This window comes from Phenylobacterium sp., from assembly GCF_030651755.1.
In the GTDB taxonomy this organism is placed as follows: domain Bacteria; phylum Pseudomonadota; class Alphaproteobacteria; order Caulobacterales; family Caulobacteraceae; genus Phenylobacterium.
Map to the genome: position 1 here is coordinate 24106 of NZ_JAUSBZ010000067.1, position 18160 is coordinate 42265.

Here is an 18160-nt window from a genome sequence, read left to right on the forward strand (position 1 = left end):
AAAGGCTCCCGCCGGGAGGCGGGAGCCTGATCATTGTAGAGAAAGCCGAGCCTACATGGCCGAGAGGCGGTCCTGGATCGCCTTGGCTTCGTCCAGGTGCTGCTGGATCGACGGGGCTGTGGCCGCAGCGAAGGCCTGCAGGCCCGGGGTGTCGCCGTCGTTGGCATAGCGCTGCATCAGGTTGAGCGCCGACTGATGGGCGTCGACCTGCATGTCGATATACTTCTTGTCGAAGTCGGCGGCGTTGGCTTCCCGCAGATCGTTGACCTTGCGGCTCACGTCCTCGTCCGGGGTGGTGGGGAGGGTGATGGCCTGGCCAGTGGCGCCCACGGCGGTCTGCAGATCCTGAGTGGTCCGGGTGTGGGCGTCGACCATCTTGCGGGCGAAGGCCTTGACGTCATCATGCTGGGCGCGCTCGACGGCGAGTTGCGAGCTGCGGATTTCAAGCATGTCGCTCTGGGCCGCCAAACGGGTGAAGTCGGGGGCGGAGGCCTCGTCGGCAGGGGTCGGAATGGTGGCGGCGGGATTGGCGTCAGGCACGACGCTCTCGGCCGGAGCGGTGGCGGACTGGTCGGCCGGCTGACCGCAAGCGGCGAGCGAAAGCGCGGCGATCGCGGCGCCCGCGATAAGCAGGTGGCGAGTCATGTGAACTCCTGGGACGTTGACAAAATCAGACGCCGCATCCGAACGATGTGGCTGCCGTCAAAACTCACGACGCCGTGATCTGTTCCCAGAAAGTCGGAATCATCCATGACCGAAACCGCCGCCGCCGGCCCCTTGAGTGGGCTCAGGGTCATAGAGATGGGCACCCTGATCGCTGGTCCCTTCTGTGGTCAGATCCTCGGGGATTTCGGCGCCGACGTGATCAAGATCGAAGATCCGCGCAAGGGCGACCCCATGCGTCAGTGGGGCCGCAGCCTGCCGCAGGGCCTGTCGCCCTGGTGGCCGGTGATCGGCCGCAACAAGAAGTCAGTTGGCCTGGACCTCCGCCAGCCGGAAGGGCAGGACATCGCCAGGACCCTGATCGCCAAGGCCGATGTGCTGATCGAGAACTTCCGCCCCGGCGCCATGGAGAAGTGGGGGCTAGGCTATGAGGTCCTTGCGGCGACGAACCCGGGTCTGGTGATGGCGCGCATCTCGGGTTACGGCCAGACGGGGCCGCTGTCAGGGCGGGCTGGATATGGCTTGATCGGCGAGGCCATGGGCGGCCTGCGCCACATCACCGGCGAACCGGATCGGCCGCCGGCGCGGGCCGGCATCTCCATCGGCGACAGCCTTGCGGCCATGCATGCGGTGATGGGAATCACCATGGCGCTGCACGCCCGCCACAGCACCGGCAAGGGCCAGGTGATCGACGCGGCCCTCTATGAGAGCGTGCTGGGCGTCATGGAGAACCTGGTCACAGAATATGACCTGACCGGCTATGTGCGGGAGCGGTCCGGCTCGATCCTTCCAGGCATCGCGCCCTCCAACGCCTATCCCTGCGCAGGCGGCGACATGGCGGTGATCGGCGGGAACGGCGACACCGTCTTCGCCCGCCTTTGCGAGGCCATGGGCCAGCCCGATCTGGCCACGGACCCTCGCTTCGTCACCCACGCCGCCCGCGGCCAGCGACAGGGGGAGTTGGACGAGATCATCGGCGCCTGGACCTCAGGCCTGACCCTGGAGGATCTGTTGGCCCAGCTTGAACGCCATGGTGTTCCGGCCGGGCGCATCTATCGCGCGCCCGACATGCTGGTGGATCCGCACTTCATCGCTCGGGAGGCGATCATCAGTGTTCCGCATCCGGTCTTTGGGGAGATCCAGATGCAGAACGCCTTCCCCAAACTGTCCGCCACGCCCGGCAAGGTCCGTTGGCCTGGACCCGAATTGGGCGCCCATACAGATGAGGTGCTGCAGGATCTGGCCGGTCTGTCGACCAACGCCCTGGCGGAGCTGCGCGCCCGCGGCGTGATCTGACCCTCAGTCTCGAGGGGTCAAGAGATCAGCGACCGCAGCCGTCACCTGGGTGACGTCATAGGGCTTGCGAATGACAGGGGCGTCGAAGCCGCTTGGCGCTCCGCCAGCATCCCCATAGCCGGTGGCGAAGACGAAGGGCACGCCCCGTTCGGCCAAAATCTCGGCCACGGGACTCACCGAGAGACCATTGAGGTTGGCGTCCAGGGGCTGGTCAAGGAGGGCCAGGGCCTCTTCCAACTCATAGGCCGGCCCCACCACGAGGGCGCCGGCCTCTGACAGACCTGTCTCCAGCTCCATGGCCAGCAGGGCCGCATCTTCGACGATCAGCACCCGCGCGCCAGCCAGATTCACCGGCCCGGCCGGTCCGGCCGCCGTCTCCGGCGCGCGCCGCGCCGGGGTCTCTGGAATGGTGTCGGGACGCGCGACGACAGCGGCGGCGCCGGCCTCAAGAAAGGCCCGTGCGCCCGTGGGGGGGAAGTCCAGCCGGGTCTGGCCGTTGAGTTCCCGCCGGGTCACCTGGCTCAGAAGGGTGGCGCCAAATCCGGTCCGCAGGGGCGGCGAGACCACCGGCCCGCCAGACTCGGTCCAATCAAGGGTGAAGCCCCCCGATGGGCTAGCGCGCCAGGCGACGTCAACCTGTCCGGTCTCGACCGAGAGGGCGCCGTATTTCAGGGCGTTGGTGGCCAGTTCATGCAGGGCCAGGGAAAGGGCGTTGGCCGCCCGAGGGGTCAGAAAAAGCTCCGGGCCCGCCCAGCGGGTCTGGCTTGGCGCCAAGCCCCCAAGCTCGGCGGCGACCAGATGATCGATGGCCGCGCCCCGCCAGCGGGCCGCCGTCAGCAACTCGTTGGCCGACCCCATGGATTTCAGGCGACCGAGAAAGGTCTGCAGAAAGCCGTCCATGGATGATGTGCGCTTGGCGGTCTGAACCGCCAGGGCCTGGACGGTCGCCAGGACGTTTTTCACCCGATGGTCGATCTCGGCCATCAGGGCATGGCGCTGCTGCTCTTCAACCTTTCGGGCGGTGATGTCCTCGACAATGCCGATGACCCCTTGGATGTCGCCCTCATCGTCGCGGATTCGTTGGCCGACGATGCGCAACCAGACGACAGGGTGGTCCGGGCGGGGCGCAGCGCGGCATTCCACCTCATAGCGGTCGGCCCCTTCAAAGCCTGCGAGCATCTGGCCCAGGGTGTCTTCGAGGTCGTCTGGGTGAATGCGCGGCAGCAGGGCCCGCCCCCCATCGGCAGGCAAATAGCCCGATGGGCCGCCCGTAATGGCCGCCATGCGCTCGCTGACAATGCAGAAGTCGCCAGGAACATCATACTGGAACTCCCCCAGACCCGCGGTCTGAAGCGCCAGCTCAAGATGCTCCATTGTCAGGCGCGCGCGCCTCGGATCAGCGGCCATGCATAAAGCCTAGCGCCGGGTGGCGCCGGAAGCGACAAGAACCGTGCAGCTGATGCGAAGATTTGTCGCAGCTTGGCCTGGAACCTGGAACCGCGCTGGCCTATGTGACGTTGTGGCAGAGCCCTGTGCGAGGCGTGCGGGGACCTCGAACCTCAGGAGATACTGCATGTCGAACGCTGCTGAACGCGCCACAAGCGAGGCCAAGGCCGCCGCCACCTCTGCGGCTGCGTCCGCCCAGGTTCTGGCTGAAGACGCCCAGCGCACCTTCCGTGACGCGGCCCACCATTTTGAGCGCGCCGTCCAGGAAGGCGTAGAGCAAATCCGCGCCCAGTCGCGCGCCTATGCCGACACCGCCGGTGAACAGATCGAAGAGGCCCAGCGCTACGTGGTCGAACACGTGCGTGAACGTCCCCTGGCCGCCACTGGCGTCGCCGTGGGTCTTGGCGTGGTCATCGGCATGCTGCTCGCGGGCGGCCGCCGTTGATTGAAAAGGCGCTTATCGCCGTCATCGCACTGGCCGCCCTGTCGGCCCTGACCGTTCTCTGTGTCGGGGCTGCGGGGTTCGCTCTGTTCGCTGTGCTGGATGGACCCCTGGGTCCGGCGGGGGCCGCGGGCGTTGTGGCCCTGGTCTGCGCCCTGCTTTTGCTGGTCGCCGTCTTTGCGGTCCGCGGTAAGGGTCCTGCCCTGCCCGCGGCGCTTCAAGATGATGACAGTCTCGCCGCCCGGGCCTTCGAACTTGCAAGGCAGCATCCGATGGCGGCCAGCGGCGCGGCTCTCCTGGCCGCCCTGGCGGCCGGAGTGTTGGCTGTGAAGAACCCCAAGGTGATCGCCACCGCCCTCAGCGCCTATCTTGCAGGTCGGTCGTCAGGTCGCCATTAGGCCCCCGGCCCGCCCCATCTGAGCATTCTCCGACCATCCTGCAGAGGACAGGTCGGAGAATGTTCGAGGCCACCAGTGTGGCCGCGACTGTAGCCAAGCCACGGCGCCCGCCCCATCTGCCAGGCCATCCGTAGCGCGCCCAACTGGCGCGTCGTTCGCCGTTAAGCCTCCCCATAGGATGACACATGTTCAAGCTTCCGGACCTTCCCTACGCCTATGACGCCCTTTCGCCGGTGATCTCGGCGCAGACCATGGGCTTCCACCATGACAAGCACCACGCCAAGTATGTGGACACGCTCAACGACCTCCTGAAGGCTGCTGGCGAAACCCCGGCGACCCTGGAAGAGGTGGTGAAGGCCGCCGCCGGCGACCCCGCCAAGAAGAAACTCTTCAACAACGCCGCCCAGACCTACAACCACACCTTCTTCTGGACCTGCATGATCGGCGAGAAGCAGCAGCCGCAGGGCGATCTGGCCGCCGCCATTGATCGGGACTTCGGTGGGCTGGACAAGCTGAAGGAGGCCTTTGTCACCGAGTCGGTGAACCATTTCGCTTCGGGCTGGGGCTGGCTGGCCGCCGAGGGCGACAAGCTGAAGGTGCTGTCGACCCATGACGCCGACGACCTGCTGACCCATCAGGGCCTGACGCCGCTGCTGACCTGCGATGTGTGGGAGCATGCCTACTATCTGGACCACCAGAACGATCGTAAGGCCTTCGTGGAAGCCTGGTTCGACAACCTGCCTCACTGGACCTTCGCCGCCGCCCAGTACGATGCGGCCCGGGGCAAGGGTCAGGCTTGGCGCCACCCGGTTCCCGCATATTGATCAGGATCGTTCAAGCCGGGAACGGCCTACAGTCAAGCACGTTGAAATCCCGCGGCCTCCGACGGCCGCGGGATTTCTTTTTGCCGGGGCCAACGCCCCCTCTCACAGGAGCATGACAGATGCTGAACTGGGCCCTGATCTTTCTGGTGGTCGCCCTGATCGCCGGCCTTCTTGGATTCACCTCGATCGCCGGCACAGCCATCGGCATCGCCAAGATTCTGTTCGTCGTTTTCCTGGCGCTATTCCTGGTCTCGGCGATCATGCACATGGTGCGCGGCCGCCGGGTCTAGCTCCGGCGGCGGTCCAGGGACCAGGTCCGGTATGCCTCGAACTGGCTGCCGGACCAGGTCATGGCCTTCACCCTGATGGCCTCGGGGTCGACCTCGATCATATTGAAGCTGGCGGCCACACCACGTTCGCGCACCGACAAGGTTCCGCAGCCCACCGCATAGGTGCGCTCGTCCGCAAAGGGATAGGGCAGGGCGAAGGGGGCGTGCACATGTCCCGAAAGAACAAGATCCACCTTGGCCTCACTGAAGGCGCGGGCGGCGTCCCTGCCCCCCCAGACCTTGGCGGTCATCGGCCCGGCGATCATCTCCGTCAGGGGATGATGCAGGGCCACGAGGCGGAGGTGGGTGGCCGGCGCCCCGTCGAGGATACTGACCGCCGTCCGGACCTGATCACGGGAGATTTGCCCCTTTGACCAGTTGAACCGCCACTGCGCGCCCCGGGCTGTATTGATCCCCGCCACCACCAGCTGGTCGTCGATATGAGACTGGCTCCAGGCGGGACCAATGATCCGCTCGAAGCGGGAAAACGGCGCGAAAAGCCGCTCGATCCAGGCGAGATAGGGGGCGTCATGGTTACCCGGGGTGACCAGCCACGGTCGCGGCAGCTGCTCCAGCCAGTCCCGCGCCGCTTCAAGTTCGCCCACCTCGGCAAAGCGGGTCACGTCACCGGTGACCAGCACCAGGTCTGGGGGGTCGCTCTGCAGCAGCGCCGTAGCGGCCTCCACCGCCGGCAGGTTTTCGTCGCCGAAATGAATGTCCGAAAGCTGGGCGATCCTGATCATGCCGCCCCCGAATTTGCCACACCCATCATCACCGCCTTCTCGGCGCCGGCGGGCTCATCGGGGGGGGCCAGCACCCGGGCGACATGGGGGACGAAGGTGACGTCGGCGAAGGAGCCGACCTGTACGGTCTCGCCATCCAGCAGGGCCGGAATGCTCCGCGGCGCCCATACCCGAGCCTTGCGGCACAGTCCCAGGTCAACGGCCGGATCGTCGCGCCAATCGCCGACAGCCGCATGAAGGCCCAGGCGAAAGGCTTCCAGCGCCCCGTTCAGGTCGAGGCCCGCGGCCTCGAGCGCCTGCTCGTCGTCAGACAGCCGTCGACTGGCCGTCGGACACAGGAAGATCACCGCCTCGCCCTTCTGCCGGGGACCATCGCCGATCACATAGCGGAGTCGGCTGGAGAAGGCTCTTGACCAGGCGGTGCGGGCCCGCTGCAAGGCCAGCCTCGCCTTGCCCTCGCGCATGGCCTCACGGGCCGGCGCCCAAAGGGCGGGCGTTCCCAGGATAGCGGCCACAAGGAAGAGCTTTCCGTCCACAGCTCCCCCAGCCAGCGGACGTTCGACCCCGTTTTCGAGAATATCGGCCAGGGCCTCCTGCCAGGGCCGAGCGCCATAGATGGCGTGGGGGAGCATGTTCATGGTCCCTCCGGCGAGGGGCGCAAACAGTGGACCGTCCGGTCCGCACATCTCGGCCGCCGCCCGCGCGGTGCCGTCGCCGGCGACCACGGCGAGCAGGTCTGGGCCAGAGTCGAGGGCTGTCCTCAGGCAGCGCTCCAGATCGCCGGACGAAGAGGCGCACACCCTCGCGCTTAGCCCATAGTTCGCCAGGATCGCCTCGGCCTCCATCGGCGCGGTCTCCGACACGCTGCCAGACGCCAGGTTGAGAACCACTTCTATCTTGCGCACGCCCCCGATCACCGCGTGGCCTTAGAGATTCTGTTCAGGAGGGATGACGGCCGGCGCTTCGCCGTCCAACGGCGCGGTGGGGGTGGAGCTTCCCTGCTGATCGCGTCCGGCGCCGCTGATCACCGCACCGGCCTCGTCAGCGGCGGCGCGCAGGGTTGGTTCGGCGCGATCGGCCGCGACCGCAAGTTTCTGGTCCACCACCTCACCGCCCTTGCCGAACGAGCCGTACCAGGCCGCCACGCCCAGAACCGCGCCCCCGGCCAGGGCAAAGACGCCGATCAACAGATTGCGGATCGGATGGCTACGGCGGCGGCGCTCAGCGCGCTGGCCCTCAAGGAGCCCCTGCTCATACGCCCTTTCCACATCCCGCGGACCTACAGCGATCGGATCCACAGCTTCCGCCGGAATGCCCGTGTGCCGGGGACGTCCAAATCGAGGCCACATTTGAGGCGCTCCATAATTAATCTGCGGCCAAGCTAACGGCGGGGACTGCCCTCGGTTCCCGCCGCCCCCTCCCGAAACGGTCAAGCTTGTGTCGCGGGAGGGGAACCTGACCGAGTGGATGGACGTTTTGTTGTCGGCACAAGCTCAAGGAGAGCCTGAAATGATGAAATCTCTTATCGCTGTCGCAGGCGCGGGCCTCTTGGCCGCGGCCTGCACTTCGACCGGAACCGTGGAGCGTAACGCCGCTGGCGGCGCCGCCCTCGGCGCCCTCGCCGGCGCTGTGATCGGCAACAATGTCGGTTCGGGCAGCGCGGCTACGGGCGCGGCCATCGGCGCCGTCGCCGGCGGCGCGGCCGGGGCCTACAAGGGCTGTCGCGAAGATGGCGGCTGCGGCGCCAATGTTCCTAATCGGCGTCAGTACTATGACGAGCGCGCCGGTCGGTATTATTTCTATGACTCAGCCAGCCAGCGCTACTACTGGGAAGATGGTCAGCCCCGCTATTGATCGGGACTGAAGTTTAAAGAAGATCAGGAATGGGCGGTCAGCAAGCTGGCCGCCCTTTTCGTGTGCGCGGCCGGCATGGTCCGCGTCTAGAGGGGTGATGGGACGATGCGAGCCAAAACATATGCCGTCGCAGGGGCGCTCTGTGTCACAGGCGTTCTGCTGTTGGGGGGCTGTCAGAGCTGGCGGCAGGGCCTGGCCCTGGACAATCGCTGCGAGCCGGTCACTGCGGAAATCTATTTTGAGCCGGACTCCGCTGAGCTGGGCCCCGAGGCTCGGGGTCTGATCGCCGAGACGGCTCGGCGTTCAAGCGAATGCGTGGTTGAGGCGGTCGAGGTCCTGGGGTTGGCGGACGCCAGCGGCGCGGCGGACGCCAATCTGGTTCTGTCCCAGGCGCGCGCCGCCGCGGTGGCCGAGGCCCTGACCGCTGCGGGCCTTCCCGAAGCCGCCTTCGACACTCGGGCCGCGGGTCAGGCCGGGGCCGTCACCACCGATGGTGTGAACCGTCCCATGCGACGCCGGGTGGAGATCGTTCTGCGGATGGCCAACCCTTCCTGAGCCTGGCGGCGACAGAAAGAGAGTGGCGGACCCGAAGGGTCCGCCAAGTGGGTATCATCGAGAAAAGGGGGGGTGCGGAGGCGGCAGACTGGCGGAGTATCGCCAGCCTCAAGTCGGGGGGGGCGTCGCCGCCTCCGCAGGTTGAATAACTCGCCGCTTCCGAACCCGTTCCACCCGTCGCTCACTTTTTTGCGCCTGCCTGTCTCCGCCCCATCTGAGCGCAAAGCACGGGGAACAGAGGCCGGGCGCCTGCGTTCTTTCCATAGCGAAGCCTGTGCTTTGTATTGAACGGGGCTGGCGGATGATCCGAGGCTACATCGCAGCCCATGGGGGGCTCGCCTATCTTGAGACGCCCTCTCGCAGGGCGGCGGTCGCCCATCGGCGGGCCGCAGCACTCACCGCGATTTTGACCATGGCCAGCGCCGTCGGCCTGCTCGTCGCGGTCACGCGGGACGATCCCGGCGGTCCCGCGCCGCCGGCCCCCTTCCCCTTCGTACGCCTCTAAGCCAAGGAAGCCCCTCATGGCCCAAACGCCTGAAAACGACGCCCCGAAGATCCCTGCGACCCCAGCGCGCCAGGGCGCCTTGGGAAGGCCGGTCATGGTCGTGCTGCTGGTTTCTGTGACCCTGGCCTTTGTCGGCCTGATGGCCGCCTGGCTTTTCCGGGCCGATGATCTGGCGGAGGGCGACGCCCACGCTGGCCGGCAGGCCACCGACGCCGCGATGTTCGAGCAGGACGCCCCGGCCCCTCGCATCGCCGAGGACGACGGATCGGATGGCCCCAGCACCGCCCCCTAAACCCGGCGGCCCGGCGTCCAATGAAAAGCGGCCCCCGACCGGTTGGTCGGGGGCCGCTTGTTTCGTCCCAAAGCCCCTGAGAAGGGGATTCGGGTGGTCAAACGACCGACTGACCTCGGATAGCCCGGACCACAAAGCTGGCCACCAGCAGCACGAGGAAGATGACGAACAACACCTTGGCGATGGTCGCCGCCAGGCCCGCCAGGCCCATAAAGCCCAGATAGCCGGCGCCCAGGGCCAGAACTGCGAAAACGATCGCCCAACCTAGCATGGCGTTGATCCTTCGAGCTTAGGGGGCGCCGGCCAGATGGGCCAACGCCTATCCCCCTGAAACGCTCTCTGGCCCGCGCTGTTCCAATGGCCCGGGCCGCTCCGATGGGAGCTGGCCCGGGGGTCTCGGATCAGGCCGCGACTTTGGCCTTGCGACGGGGATGGAAAAAGAGCGCTTGTCCAATGGCCGCCTTCACCGTTTCCGGCTGGAACGGCTTGGTGATCAGGAAGGTCGGCTCTGGACGTTCGCCGGTCAGCAGGCGCTCGGGGAAGGCGGTGATGAAGATCACCGGAACGTCGAGCTCGGCCAGGATGTCCCTGACCGCATCAATGCCTGACGATCCATCGGCCAGCTGAATGTCGGCCAGGACGAGACCCGGGCGATTGCGGCTCACGGCGTCCACGGCCTCGGTCCGGGTGGCGGCGATATCCACCACGGTGTGACCAAGCTCCTTCACCAGGGCTTCGATATCCGCCGCGATCACGGGCTCATCCTCAATGATGAGGACATCGGTGGCGAGTTCGGCGTCTATTTCGGACTGGGCCTCAGCGATCAACGCCCCAACCTCTTCGAAGGTCGCGCCGAGGATCTCTGCGGTTTCACTGTGGGTGAAGCCCTCCAGAGCCGTCAGCAGAAAGGCTTGGCGCGACCGCGGCGCGATGCGCATGAGGCGCGAATTGGCGTCGTCATCGGCCAGGTCGCTCACCGCGCGCGACTCCAGCTGAGCCCCCGTGGAGCACCAGATGGCGTGGAACACATGGTAGAGGGCGACCCTGGGCGTCAGCCCCGCCTCCAAGACGCGTTCGCCGGCCGCAAGGGCCTCAAGGGCGACGCGGACATAATGATCACCAGTAGTTTGATCGCCGGTGAGCGCACGCGCATAACGCCGGACATAAGGCAGATGCGGCGCCAGTCGGGCTAGAAGACTCAATGACCCCTCCCGTAGAGCAAGGATGAACACGCGAGCGCGAATGGTGCGACCGCGTTTGATCCATCAACGGCATAAAACGTCGCCGGAGGGAACCGGTTCCCCCCGTCTTGCGTTTTCGACATTCTCACATCGGGCGGCTTTGTTTAGCCCGAAGGAACTCGACGGGGGGCCGAGCGTTTGAGCGATCAGAACGACAGCATGAAGGGGCGATCACCGCCAAAGCGGGACGCCGGGGAAATGATTCAACATCAAGCTGAGCCGCAGGCGACCGGACCAGACGTCAGCGCTGCGGCGCTGGACGAGGCGCGGTTGCGCCAGCAAGCCATCGGCGTTCGCCTACGACAGATGTTCGATGAGGTGGTCAACGAACCTGTGCCTGATGAGTTTCTCGACATCCTTCGCCGTGCGGACAAGTCGGCGGAGAAGGGCTGATGGTTGACCGCAGTCCCCGAGACCCGGCGTTGGACAATGCGTTCAAGGCCGAGATCGTCACCTTGATCCCGCATCTGCGCGCCTTCGCCCGCACCCTGTGTGGCGACGCCACAGCCGCCGACGACCTCGCCCAGGACGCCATGATGAAGGCTTGGGACGCGCGCGCCAGCTTCCAGATGGGCACCAATATGAAGGCCTGGACCTTCATGATCCTGCGCAATCAGTTCTATTCGGAGAAGCGTCGCTCCTGGCGTCAGAGCCAGCTTGACCAGGAGGCCGCCGAACGGACCCTGGTGGCGGTGGATGATCCCGAAGCCCCCGTGGCCCTGGACGAACTGCGGTTGAGCCTGGGGATGCTGCCGCCCGAACAGCGGGAAGCTCTGATTCTCGTCGGCGCGGGCGGGTTCGCCTATGAAGAGGCCGCCGAGATCTGCGGTGTGGCCGTGGGCACGGTGAAGAGCCGTGTCAGCCGGGCCCGGCGAGCCCTGCAATCCATCCTCGAGGCCGGCGCCTATGACCGCGATGGCGGCGCGGCCGGTGATGCGATGCGGTCTATCCTGGCCGACGCCGAGCGTCTCAGCACCGCTCGCTGACGGCCCGGGGGGGCTGGGACATGAATGAAGATCCCTGGGCCGCCCTCGGCACCATTCGCGTACGGCTGATCGCCGCCATGGCGGCGGCTCTGCTTCCCGTCCTGGTTCTAGGCGCCATCCAGACGAGCCTGGCCTTCCATCATGAGGCCGAACGGGTTCGCGAGACCCTGGGCTCGGCCGCCCAACGCAGCGCGGCCGACGCACGGGCCCGCATGGAGTCTGCCGACATTCTGCTTGAGACGCTGGCGCCCGGCTCGGTGGGGTTCGCCTGCGCCCAGCGGCTGGGCGAGGTGACCGAACGGATACCCGGTTACGCCAACCTCATTCGGTTTGATCGGTCAGGTCGGGTCGCCTGCGCAGCCGGCAACGTGCCCTCTGACCCGGCTCGCGGGGACCGGCCCTGGTTCAGTCAGGTTCGCAACACCGGTGACATGGTGATCACCCGCGACCCTGGAGTCAGCTATTCCGAAGCTCCGGCCCTGATGGCCGTGGTGCCCGCCTATACCGCCGCCGGGGAGTTCGATGGAGCCCTGGCCGCCATCATCTCTCTCTCAAGCCTGCAACCAAACACCGCGGCGGCGGCGCTCCCGGAAGGCGCCGAGGTCGCGCTTCTGGACGGCGCAGGCAACTATCTCAGCCTGACCGATCCTGCAGCCTTCGGGCCGCCTCCAAGCGGCTGGCAGGCGCGGACCCAGGCGGTCGGATCTCATGTCTGGTACGCCAATGCGGGCGGGGAGCGCCGGGTGCACATCGCCGCCCCCCTGGTCGGCGAAAGCCTGTTCGTCATTCTCTCGGCAGAATCGCCCAGTCTGTTTTCGTGGGCGCGTCTTAACCCGCTGACCGGGCTCGTCCTGCCCCTGTTGACCTTCGCCCTGGTCCTGGGATCGGTGTTCGTCGCCGTGGACAGGGTCGTGGTGCGCTGGCTGATCTATCTGCAACGGATCGCGGGCCTGTACGCCCGAGGACGGCTCACCGTTCGCCCGGCCCAGGTGGAGGACATGCCGTCAGAAATCCGCGATCTGGCGGAGGCGATGGAGAATATGGCCGACGCCATTGTCGGCCGAGACGCCTCCCTGAAGGACTCCCTGGCCCACAAGGACGCCCTGATGCGGGAGATCCATCATCGGGTGAAGAACAATCTCCAGGTGATTTCCAGCCTGCTCAGCATGCAGCAGCGGGCCTTGAGCGATCCTGGCGCGCGGGCGGCCATGTCCGACACGCGCCAACGGATTTCCGCCCTCGCCCTCGTCTATCGCGCCCTTTATCAGGGACCCGACCTGAAGCGGGTCGATCTGCGCCCCTTCCTTGAGGAGCTAACCGCCCAGCTGGTGGCGGGGGAATCGATGCATGGACCGGCGGTCCGCACCGAGCTTCATGCCGACACCCTAATGATCGATCCTGATCGCCTGGCGCCCTTGGCCCTGTTCGCTGTCGAGGCCATCACCAACGCCCAGAAGCACGCCTTCTCGGGACGCGGGGGGACGCTTGGGGTCGACTTCCGCGTGAAGGGAGAGGAGGCGGTTCTGGAGATCGCCGATGACGGAGTGGCCAGCGATCAGGCCCTGGCCGGGACCGGGGTCGGTAGAACCTTGATGACGGCCTTTGCGCGCCAGCTCCGGGGCCGGTCTGAACTGGTGCGAAACCCAGCCGGCGGCGTGACGGTGCGCCTGGTCTTCCCCGTCCCTGAGCCCGGAAATCAAAGCGTGCCGGCTGGGAACCAGCAGGTCGCCTGACCGTTAAGCTTGGCGAAGTCGCCTTCCCTCAAATCGGAGACACCCATGCGCAAGCTCTTCCTCCTGGCCGCCTTGACCGCCAGCCTCGGCGTGACCGCCTGCAACACCATCTCTGGCGCTGGCCGGGACGTGGGCGCCGCTGGTGACGCGGTCACCCGCACCGCCGAAGAAGCCAAGAATTAGGACTGTCAAAAGGCTGGCCCCACAGGGGCCACGCTGTCTGATCGAAAAACCCCGCCCGGCTCAGCCGCGGCGGGGTTTATTTCAGGACAGAGAGTGATGGTGTCTCAGGCGGCGGCGCGGTCTGTGGCGCTGAGCGCGAAGAGGCCCGGCGCCCCTTCGACCTGTCTCAGGGGCTCAGCGCCGGCGACCGGATCTTCATCTACGCCGAACACCACCTGACCACCCGGGTTCAGAGCCGCCGCAAGGTTCTCGACCAGACGCTGACGGGCCGGCTCGATCATGCCGCCGATCACATTTCGACAGAAGATCAGATCGAATCCCCGCACCCGCGACAGGTCGCCGATGAGATTGAGCCGGCGCCAGCGGATGGATTGGCGCAGTTGGGGGGAGATGACCCACATGTCGTCGACCTTTTCGAAGTGTCGGACCAGACTGCGGATCGGAAGTCCCCGTTGCACCTCAAACTGGGTGTAGAGCCCGCTTTGAGCTTTTTCCAAGGCCCGCTCCGAAAGGTCTGAGCCAAACAGCTCGAAGCGCGCGTCGGGCCACTGACCGGCCATGTCGTCCACCAGCATGGCCAGGGAGTGCACTTCCTGGCCCGTTGAACAGGCCGCGCTCCAGATTCGGATCGGCTGCTCGCCACGACGGCGCGCCAGTTCGGGCGCCTGAACCTCACGGAAATGGTCGAAGGGCGTGCGATCGCGGAAGAAGCTCGTGTCCCCGGCGGCCATGGCCTCGACAATGGCCCAGATCAGCCGATCCTCACGTTGCGCCCGCAAGCCCGTCATGAGGTCGCCGATACTGTCAAAACCCTCGCGCCTGGCCACGGCCCCAAGGCGGGTTTCAATCAGATAGTCCTTGGCCGGATCCACCTTTTGCCCCGAGCGGGCGGCGCAAAGCTGGGCGACGAGTTCGCGATCTTCAGGCTTCATGCCAGGCCTGCCTGGGCGAACTTGGCGGCGATGATCTCGCTGTCGAAGGGCTTCATGATGTACTCATCTGCGCCGCTCTCCAGGGCCTCTCGGATGGCGCCCAGCTCGTTTTCCACCGTGCAGAAGACGACCTTGGGCGCCGCGCCGCCGGGCTCCATGCGCAGACCACGCAGAAATTCCAGGCCGTTCATGACCGGCATGTTCCAGTCGAGCAGCACCACCTCGGGCATGGTGGTTCGGCACCAGGCAAGCGCCTCCGCCCCGTCAGCAGCCTCAGCCACATCGAAGCCGAGGTCCTCCAGGATCCGGCGGGCGACCTTTCGGATCACCCGGCTGTCATCGACGATGAGGCAGGTCCTCAACGAAATTTACTCCCAACCAGACCCCCTTAGTTTTCGGGCCTGCTGGTTAAGGAGCCGTATGGTTTTGATCTTTAGCTGGGACCGGACGCCCGTTTTAGGGCGCCAGGGCGGGGATGACCGCGGCAAAGGTGGCCTTGTCCCCCTCGGCCTCTGCATACACTCGGCCGCCGGCGTCAGTGAGGAAGAGGTGCACATAATAGGCCTGGACCCAATGGCCGTGGAGCGCGCCGTCCGGCAGCCGCTCACCGCGAAGCCCGGCGGCGACCTCGGGGCGAAGCCTGGCCTTGGGGCCCACCGATTCAGCGGCGATGACGGTGCTTTGCCCGTCCTGGGCGGCCTTGAGCTGGACCGTCCCCCCCAGGGGGAGGGCTGCGCCGGCCATCTGGGCGATATTCAGCACGGCGCGGGCCGAGGCCTTGTCCAGGCTGGCGGCCTCCACCGCCCATTCCAGCTGGGCGCGTTGATGAGCGAAGACGCCCTGGGCGAGTTTCTCCAGCTCCCGCGGGTCAAAAACCTCTGCGGAGGACGAGGCGCCGAAGGCGACCCGGGTGAAGGACAGCATTTCGGCCAACTTGCGGCCTGAGGCCGCGATCAGGCCCATGGCGTCCTCACGCATGTCCTGGGCGTCTGGATCCTCCAACAGATCGAGGCCAGATACGATCGCACTGACCGGGCTGATGAAATCGTGGCACATGCGCGCCGCCAGATAGGCGGCGATCTGCGCCGCTGCGGGCTGCGGCCCATGACCCTCTGTAGAGTCGGCGGGGGTGTCAGGATCTGTCATCGCCCGCAGATTGGCGTGATTGCACGGGCCTGAACAGAGCCTCTAGATGGCCTTTTCGAAGGTCCAGGGGTCTTGAGGCGGAGCGAGTCGCACCGGCGAAAGCTCCGCGGCGGGCGGGCTATAGGCCAGGCGGCTGTTAGAGGTCTTTCCGCCAAGACTGATGGCCAGATACCCCATGAAGCCGACGAAAAAGGCGAAGACGCCGATCCACAGGAGGGCGCTCAAAGGGTTCGGCCGGGCGACAAGGCTCTCTTCCATGTCGACCTAACTCGCCGGACTGCAGCTTGGTTGCAGCCGGGGTTGAGGACGCCCCATATGCGACTCGTTCTTATTGCGGACGACGTCAGATCGTCGTAAGAATAACTCGCAACAAGCAAGTCCCCGCGGACTTCTCTTGTCTGCGCACCCTCGGCGTTCCTCCCCGCCAGGCTCTCGCCCCGCCCGCCCCCGGGCGGGGCGCCTTTTCCGCCCTGACCAGGCGGGCTATCGCTGGACTGTATGTCGCGACGAATTGGGTTCATAAGCGCAACAAGGATAATTGCCGCAGACCAAGGAGGCGCGCCGTGGCCCTGGATTCCGGAGACACTCAGAAAACATTCCGCTGGGAAGACCCGCTGGATCTGGCCAGCCGGCTTTCGGAGGATGAGCGCATGGTCTGGGACGCCGCCCGGGCCTATTGCCGCGACAAGCTCCTGCCCCGGGTGGTCTCGGCCTATGCCGAGGAGCGCTTCGACCGCGAGATCATGACGGAGATGGGGGCCCTGGGTTTTCTTGGCCCGACCATTCCTGAGGAATACGGCGGCGCCGGCGTCAATCATGTGGCCTATGGGCTGATCGCCCGGGAGGTCGAGGCGATCGATTCCGGCTACCGGTCGGCCATGAGCGTGCAGTCCTCGCTGGTCATGTACCCGATCTACGCCTTCGGCTCTGAAGCCCAGAAGCAAAAGTACCTGCCGGGCATGGCCAAGGGGGAGATCATTGGCTGTTTTGGCCTGACGGAGGCCGACGGCGGCTCCGACCCCGCCTCCATGCGCACCGTGGCCAAGAAGGTGGACGGCGGCTTCGTTCTCAACGGGGCCAAGATGTGGATCACCAACAGCCCGATCAGCGATGTGGCCCTGGTCTGGGCCAAGCTGGACGGCGTGATCCGGGGCTTCCTGGTGGACCGGGACTCAGACGGCCTGACCACGCCCAAGATCAACAACAAGCTCTCCCTGCGCGCTTCGGTGACCGGCGAGATTGCGCTGGCCGACGTTTTCGTGCCGGAAGACCAGATGCTGCCTGGGGTTTCCGGCCTGCGGGGGCCGTTCTCCTGCCTGAACAAGGCCCGCTACGGCATCGCCTGGGGGGCCATGGGAGCCGCCGAGTTCTGCCTGCACGCCAGCCGGGACTATGTGGCCAGCCGCCAGGTGTTCGGAAAGCCTCTGGCCGCTAGGCAGCTGGTGCAGAAGAAGCTGGCTGACATGCAGACTGAGATCGCGCTGGGCTTTGAAGGCGCCCTGGCGCTGGGCCGGCTCATCGATGAGGGCGCGTGGGTGCCTGAGGCCATCAGCCTGATGAAGCGCAACAACTGCGGCAAGGCCCTGGCCATCGCCCGGGAGGCCCGGGACATCCACGGCGGGAACGGCATCAGCGGCGAGTACCACGTCATGCGGCACGCGGCGAACCTGGAGACCGTCAACACCTATGAGGGCGCCCACGACGTCCACGCCCTGATCCTGGGCCGGGCCATCACCGGCGAGAACGCCTTCTAGGAGGCCATGCGGGCGCCAAGGGCGGCCTGGGGCGTTGTAACCGCGCAGCGCCCCAGGAGCCCCCATGACTGAAACCCCGAGAAGCCTCGACGAGGTGGTGCTGTGCGTCTGCGAGGCCGCCAGCGCCGCCGAGGGCAAGATCACCCTGGAAGAGGTCCGCGACGCCATCGGCGGCCGGGCCTATGGGCCGCTGTTGTTCATGGCCGGCCTGATCACCATGACTCCGGTCAGCGCCGTGCCCGGAGTCCCGTCCATCCTGGCCCTGACCGTCGTGCTGATCGCCGGCCAGATGCTGGTGGGCAGCGATCAGGTCTGGCTGCCGCGCTGGCTGCTCAGGCTGAAGGTCAAGGGCGAGTCCCTGGAGAAGGGCGCACGACGGGCGCGGAAGCCGGCGCAACTTCTGGATCGCCTGGTCCGTCCGCGGCTCTTGGCCATGACCCAAGGGCCTGGGCGCAAGGGCGTGGCGGTGATCTGCGTCCTGGTTGGCCTGATGACGCCGCCCCTGGAATTGATCCCGTTCTCGACCGCCATTCCCGCGGCCACGATCACGGTCTTTGGGTTGGGCCTGACCGCCCGGGACGGGGTGGTTGTGCTGGTCGCTCTCAGCATCGGTGTCGTGGCGATCAGCCTGGTCGGCTGGGCGGTGCTTGGCTGAGGAGGTGATCGGACAGCAGAAAGCCGCCGGACGTGGTGCGTTCGGCGGCTTTGAGTTGATTTGGGTGCGGGGACAGGATTTGAACCTGTGACCTTCAGGTTATGAGCCTGACGAGCTACCGGGCTGCTCCACCCCGCGGCAGATGGTTTGGCGCGTGGAGGTGCGCCGTATTGTGCTGGCAAG

At 66.3% G+C, this 18160-nt stretch carries 26 protein-coding genes and 1 tRNA gene; 15 read left to right on the top strand and 12 right to left on the bottom strand.

Annotated elements, in window-relative coordinates; translation table 11 throughout:
- Positions 1-51 precede the first annotated feature (51 nt).
- On the bottom strand, positions 52-645 hold the full coding sequence (locus Q7V15_RS06910; RefSeq protein ID WP_304754697.1) for a DUF4142 domain-containing protein: 594 nt from the start codon (positions 643-645) through the stop codon (positions 52-54).
- 105 nt (positions 646-750) lie between these two features.
- Here Q7V15_RS06910 and Q7V15_RS06915 point away from each other — a divergent pair, with 105 nt between their 5' ends.
- Entirely contained in the window at positions 751-1959 is a 1209-nt protein-coding gene (locus Q7V15_RS06915; RefSeq protein WP_304754698.1) for a CaiB/BaiF CoA-transferase family protein, read from the top strand.
- Between the two features lie 3 nt (positions 1960-1962).
- Here the strand turns inward: Q7V15_RS06915 and Q7V15_RS06920 are convergent, their stop codons facing one another.
- Positions 1963-3366, bottom strand: coding sequence for an HWE histidine kinase domain-containing protein (locus Q7V15_RS06920; protein ID WP_304754699.1), 1404 nt, complete (start codon positions 3364-3366; stop codon positions 1963-1965).
- 166 nt (positions 3367-3532) lie between these two features.
- Here Q7V15_RS06920 and Q7V15_RS06925 point away from each other — a divergent pair, with 166 nt between their 5' ends.
- The 4 genes from Q7V15_RS06925 (at position 3533) to Q7V15_RS06940 (ending at position 5359) form a co-directional block, all read left to right on the top strand.
- Positions 3533-3850, top strand: coding sequence for a hypothetical protein (locus Q7V15_RS06925; RefSeq protein ID WP_304754701.1), 318 nt, complete (start codon positions 3533-3535; stop codon positions 3848-3850).
- A complete protein-coding gene (locus Q7V15_RS06930; RefSeq protein WP_304754702.1) occupies positions 3847-4245 on the top strand; it encodes a hypothetical protein in 399 nt (132 codons plus the stop codon). Before Q7V15_RS06925 ends, Q7V15_RS06930 begins: the two co-directional genes overlap by 4 nt.
- Before the next feature lie 185 nt (positions 4246-4430).
- Positions 4431-5069, top strand: a complete 639-nt coding sequence (locus tag Q7V15_RS06935) for a superoxide dismutase (RefSeq protein ID WP_304754704.1) — start codon at positions 4431-4433, stop codon at positions 5067-5069.
- Positions 5070-5188: 119 nt separating this feature from the next.
- Positions 5189-5359 (top strand): DUF1328 domain-containing protein, encoded by a 171-nt coding sequence (locus tag Q7V15_RS06940; protein ID WP_304754705.1) that lies wholly within the window; start codon positions 5189-5191, stop codon positions 5357-5359.
- On the opposite strand, the gene Q7V15_RS06945 is transcribed toward Q7V15_RS06940, so the two are convergent.
- From Q7V15_RS06945 to Q7V15_RS06955, 3 genes are read right to left on the bottom strand one after another with little or no spacing between them, the layout of a single operon-like run.
- Positions 5356-6141, bottom strand: coding sequence for a metallophosphoesterase (locus tag Q7V15_RS06945; protein WP_304754706.1), 786 nt, complete (start codon positions 6139-6141; stop codon positions 5356-5358). The genes Q7V15_RS06940 and Q7V15_RS06945 overlap by 4 nt on opposite strands.
- The gene (locus tag Q7V15_RS06950) at positions 6138-7046 is read right to left on the bottom strand and encodes a diacylglycerol kinase family protein (RefSeq protein WP_304754707.1); all 909 of its coding nucleotides are present in this window, start codon (positions 7044-7046) and stop codon (positions 6138-6140) included. The genes Q7V15_RS06945 and Q7V15_RS06950 overlap by 4 nt, the downstream gene beginning before the upstream one ends.
- Before the next feature lie 21 nt (positions 7047-7067).
- Entirely contained in the window at positions 7068-7490 is a 423-nt protein-coding gene (locus tag Q7V15_RS06955; RefSeq protein WP_304754708.1) for a hypothetical protein, read from the bottom strand.
- A 160-nt stretch (positions 7491-7650) separates the two neighbouring features.
- Between Q7V15_RS06955 and Q7V15_RS06960 the strand changes: the two genes are divergently transcribed.
- The 4 genes from Q7V15_RS06960 (at position 7651) to Q7V15_RS06975 (ending at position 9347) form a co-directional block, all read left to right on the top strand.
- A complete protein-coding gene (locus Q7V15_RS06960) occupies positions 7651-7995 on the top strand; it encodes a YMGG-like glycine zipper-containing protein (protein ID WP_304754709.1) in 345 nt (114 codons plus the stop codon).
- Positions 7996-8100: 105 nt separating this feature from the next.
- Positions 8101-8550, top strand: coding sequence for an OmpA family protein (locus Q7V15_RS06965; RefSeq protein WP_304754710.1), 450 nt, complete (start codon positions 8101-8103; stop codon positions 8548-8550).
- A 274-nt stretch (positions 8551-8824) separates the two neighbouring features.
- Positions 8825-9055 carry a hypothetical protein gene (locus tag Q7V15_RS06970; protein WP_304754711.1) on the top strand — a complete coding sequence of 77 codons (231 nt, stop codon included), beginning with the start codon at positions 8825-8827 and terminating at the stop codon, positions 9053-9055.
- A 16-nt stretch (positions 9056-9071) separates the two neighbouring features.
- Positions 9072-9347: a hypothetical protein gene (locus Q7V15_RS06975; protein ID WP_304754712.1), complete on the top strand. Its 276-nt coding sequence runs from the start codon at positions 9072-9074 to the stop codon at positions 9345-9347.
- Between the two features lie 97 nt (positions 9348-9444).
- Here Q7V15_RS06975 and Q7V15_RS06980 read toward each other — a convergent pair whose 3' ends face one another.
- Complete coding sequence (locus Q7V15_RS06980) at positions 9445-9618, bottom strand: DUF1328 domain-containing protein (protein WP_304754714.1); 174 nt, start codon at positions 9616-9618, stop codon at positions 9445-9447.
- A gap of 130 nt (positions 9619-9748) precedes the next feature.
- Positions 9749-10549: a response regulator gene (locus tag Q7V15_RS06985; RefSeq protein ID WP_304754715.1), complete on the bottom strand. Its 801-nt coding sequence runs from the start codon at positions 10547-10549 to the stop codon at positions 9749-9751.
- A 237-nt stretch (positions 10550-10786) separates the two neighbouring features.
- On the opposite strand from Q7V15_RS06985, the gene Q7V15_RS06990 reads away from it, so the two are divergent.
- The 4 genes from Q7V15_RS06990 to Q7V15_RS07005 are packed head-to-tail and all read left to right on the top strand — an operon-like array spanning position 10787 to position 13490.
- Positions 10787-10981: a NepR family anti-sigma factor gene (locus tag Q7V15_RS06990; protein ID WP_304754716.1), complete on the top strand. Its 195-nt coding sequence runs from the start codon at positions 10787-10789 to the stop codon at positions 10979-10981.
- Positions 10981-11574 (top strand): sigma-70 family RNA polymerase sigma factor, encoded by a 594-nt coding sequence (locus tag Q7V15_RS06995; protein ID WP_304754717.1) that lies wholly within the window; start codon positions 10981-10983, stop codon positions 11572-11574. Before Q7V15_RS06990 ends, Q7V15_RS06995 begins: the two co-directional genes overlap by 1 nt.
- A 20-nt stretch (positions 11575-11594) precedes the next feature.
- Complete coding sequence (locus Q7V15_RS07000) at positions 11595-13307, top strand: sensor histidine kinase (RefSeq protein WP_304754718.1); 1713 nt, start codon at positions 11595-11597, stop codon at positions 13305-13307.
- Between the two features lie 45 nt (positions 13308-13352).
- Positions 13353-13490, top strand: coding sequence for an entericidin A/B family lipoprotein (locus tag Q7V15_RS07005; RefSeq protein ID WP_304754719.1), 138 nt, complete (start codon positions 13353-13355; stop codon positions 13488-13490).
- Positions 13491-13594: 104 nt separating this feature from the next.
- Here Q7V15_RS07005 and Q7V15_RS07010 read toward each other — a convergent pair whose 3' ends face one another.
- The 4 genes from Q7V15_RS07010 to Q7V15_RS07025 form a co-directional block, all read right to left on the bottom strand.
- Positions 13595-14422 (bottom strand): protein-glutamate O-methyltransferase CheR, encoded by an 828-nt coding sequence (locus Q7V15_RS07010; protein ID WP_304754721.1) that lies wholly within the window; start codon positions 14420-14422, stop codon positions 13595-13597.
- A complete protein-coding gene (locus tag Q7V15_RS07015; protein ID WP_304754733.1) occupies positions 14419-14790 on the bottom strand; it encodes a response regulator in 372 nt (123 codons plus the stop codon). The genes Q7V15_RS07010 and Q7V15_RS07015 overlap by 4 nt, the downstream gene beginning before the upstream one ends.
- Before the next feature lie 88 nt (positions 14791-14878).
- Positions 14879-15568, bottom strand: a complete 690-nt coding sequence (gene chpT / locus Q7V15_RS07020; RefSeq protein ID WP_304754722.1) for a histidine phosphotransferase ChpT — start codon at positions 15566-15568, stop codon at positions 14879-14881.
- A 42-nt stretch (positions 15569-15610) separates the two neighbouring features.
- On the bottom strand, positions 15611-15826 hold the full coding sequence (locus tag Q7V15_RS07025) for a hypothetical protein (protein ID WP_304754724.1): 216 nt from the start codon (positions 15824-15826) through the stop codon (positions 15611-15613).
- Positions 15827-16137: 311 nt separating this feature from the next.
- Between Q7V15_RS07025 and Q7V15_RS07030 the strand changes: the two genes are divergently transcribed.
- Entirely contained in the window at positions 16138-17322 is a 1185-nt protein-coding gene (locus tag Q7V15_RS07030) for an acyl-CoA dehydrogenase (protein WP_370689788.1), read from the top strand.
- A gap of 64 nt (positions 17323-17386) precedes the next feature.
- Entirely contained in the window at positions 17387-17977 is a 591-nt protein-coding gene (locus Q7V15_RS07035) for an exopolysaccharide biosynthesis protein (RefSeq protein ID WP_304754727.1), read from the top strand.
- Positions 17978-18038: 61 nt separating this feature from the next.
- On the opposite strand, the gene Q7V15_RS07040 is transcribed toward Q7V15_RS07035, so the two are convergent.
- A tRNA-Met gene (locus Q7V15_RS07040) sits at positions 18039-18115 on the bottom strand.
- Positions 18116-18160: the final 45 nt, after the last annotated feature.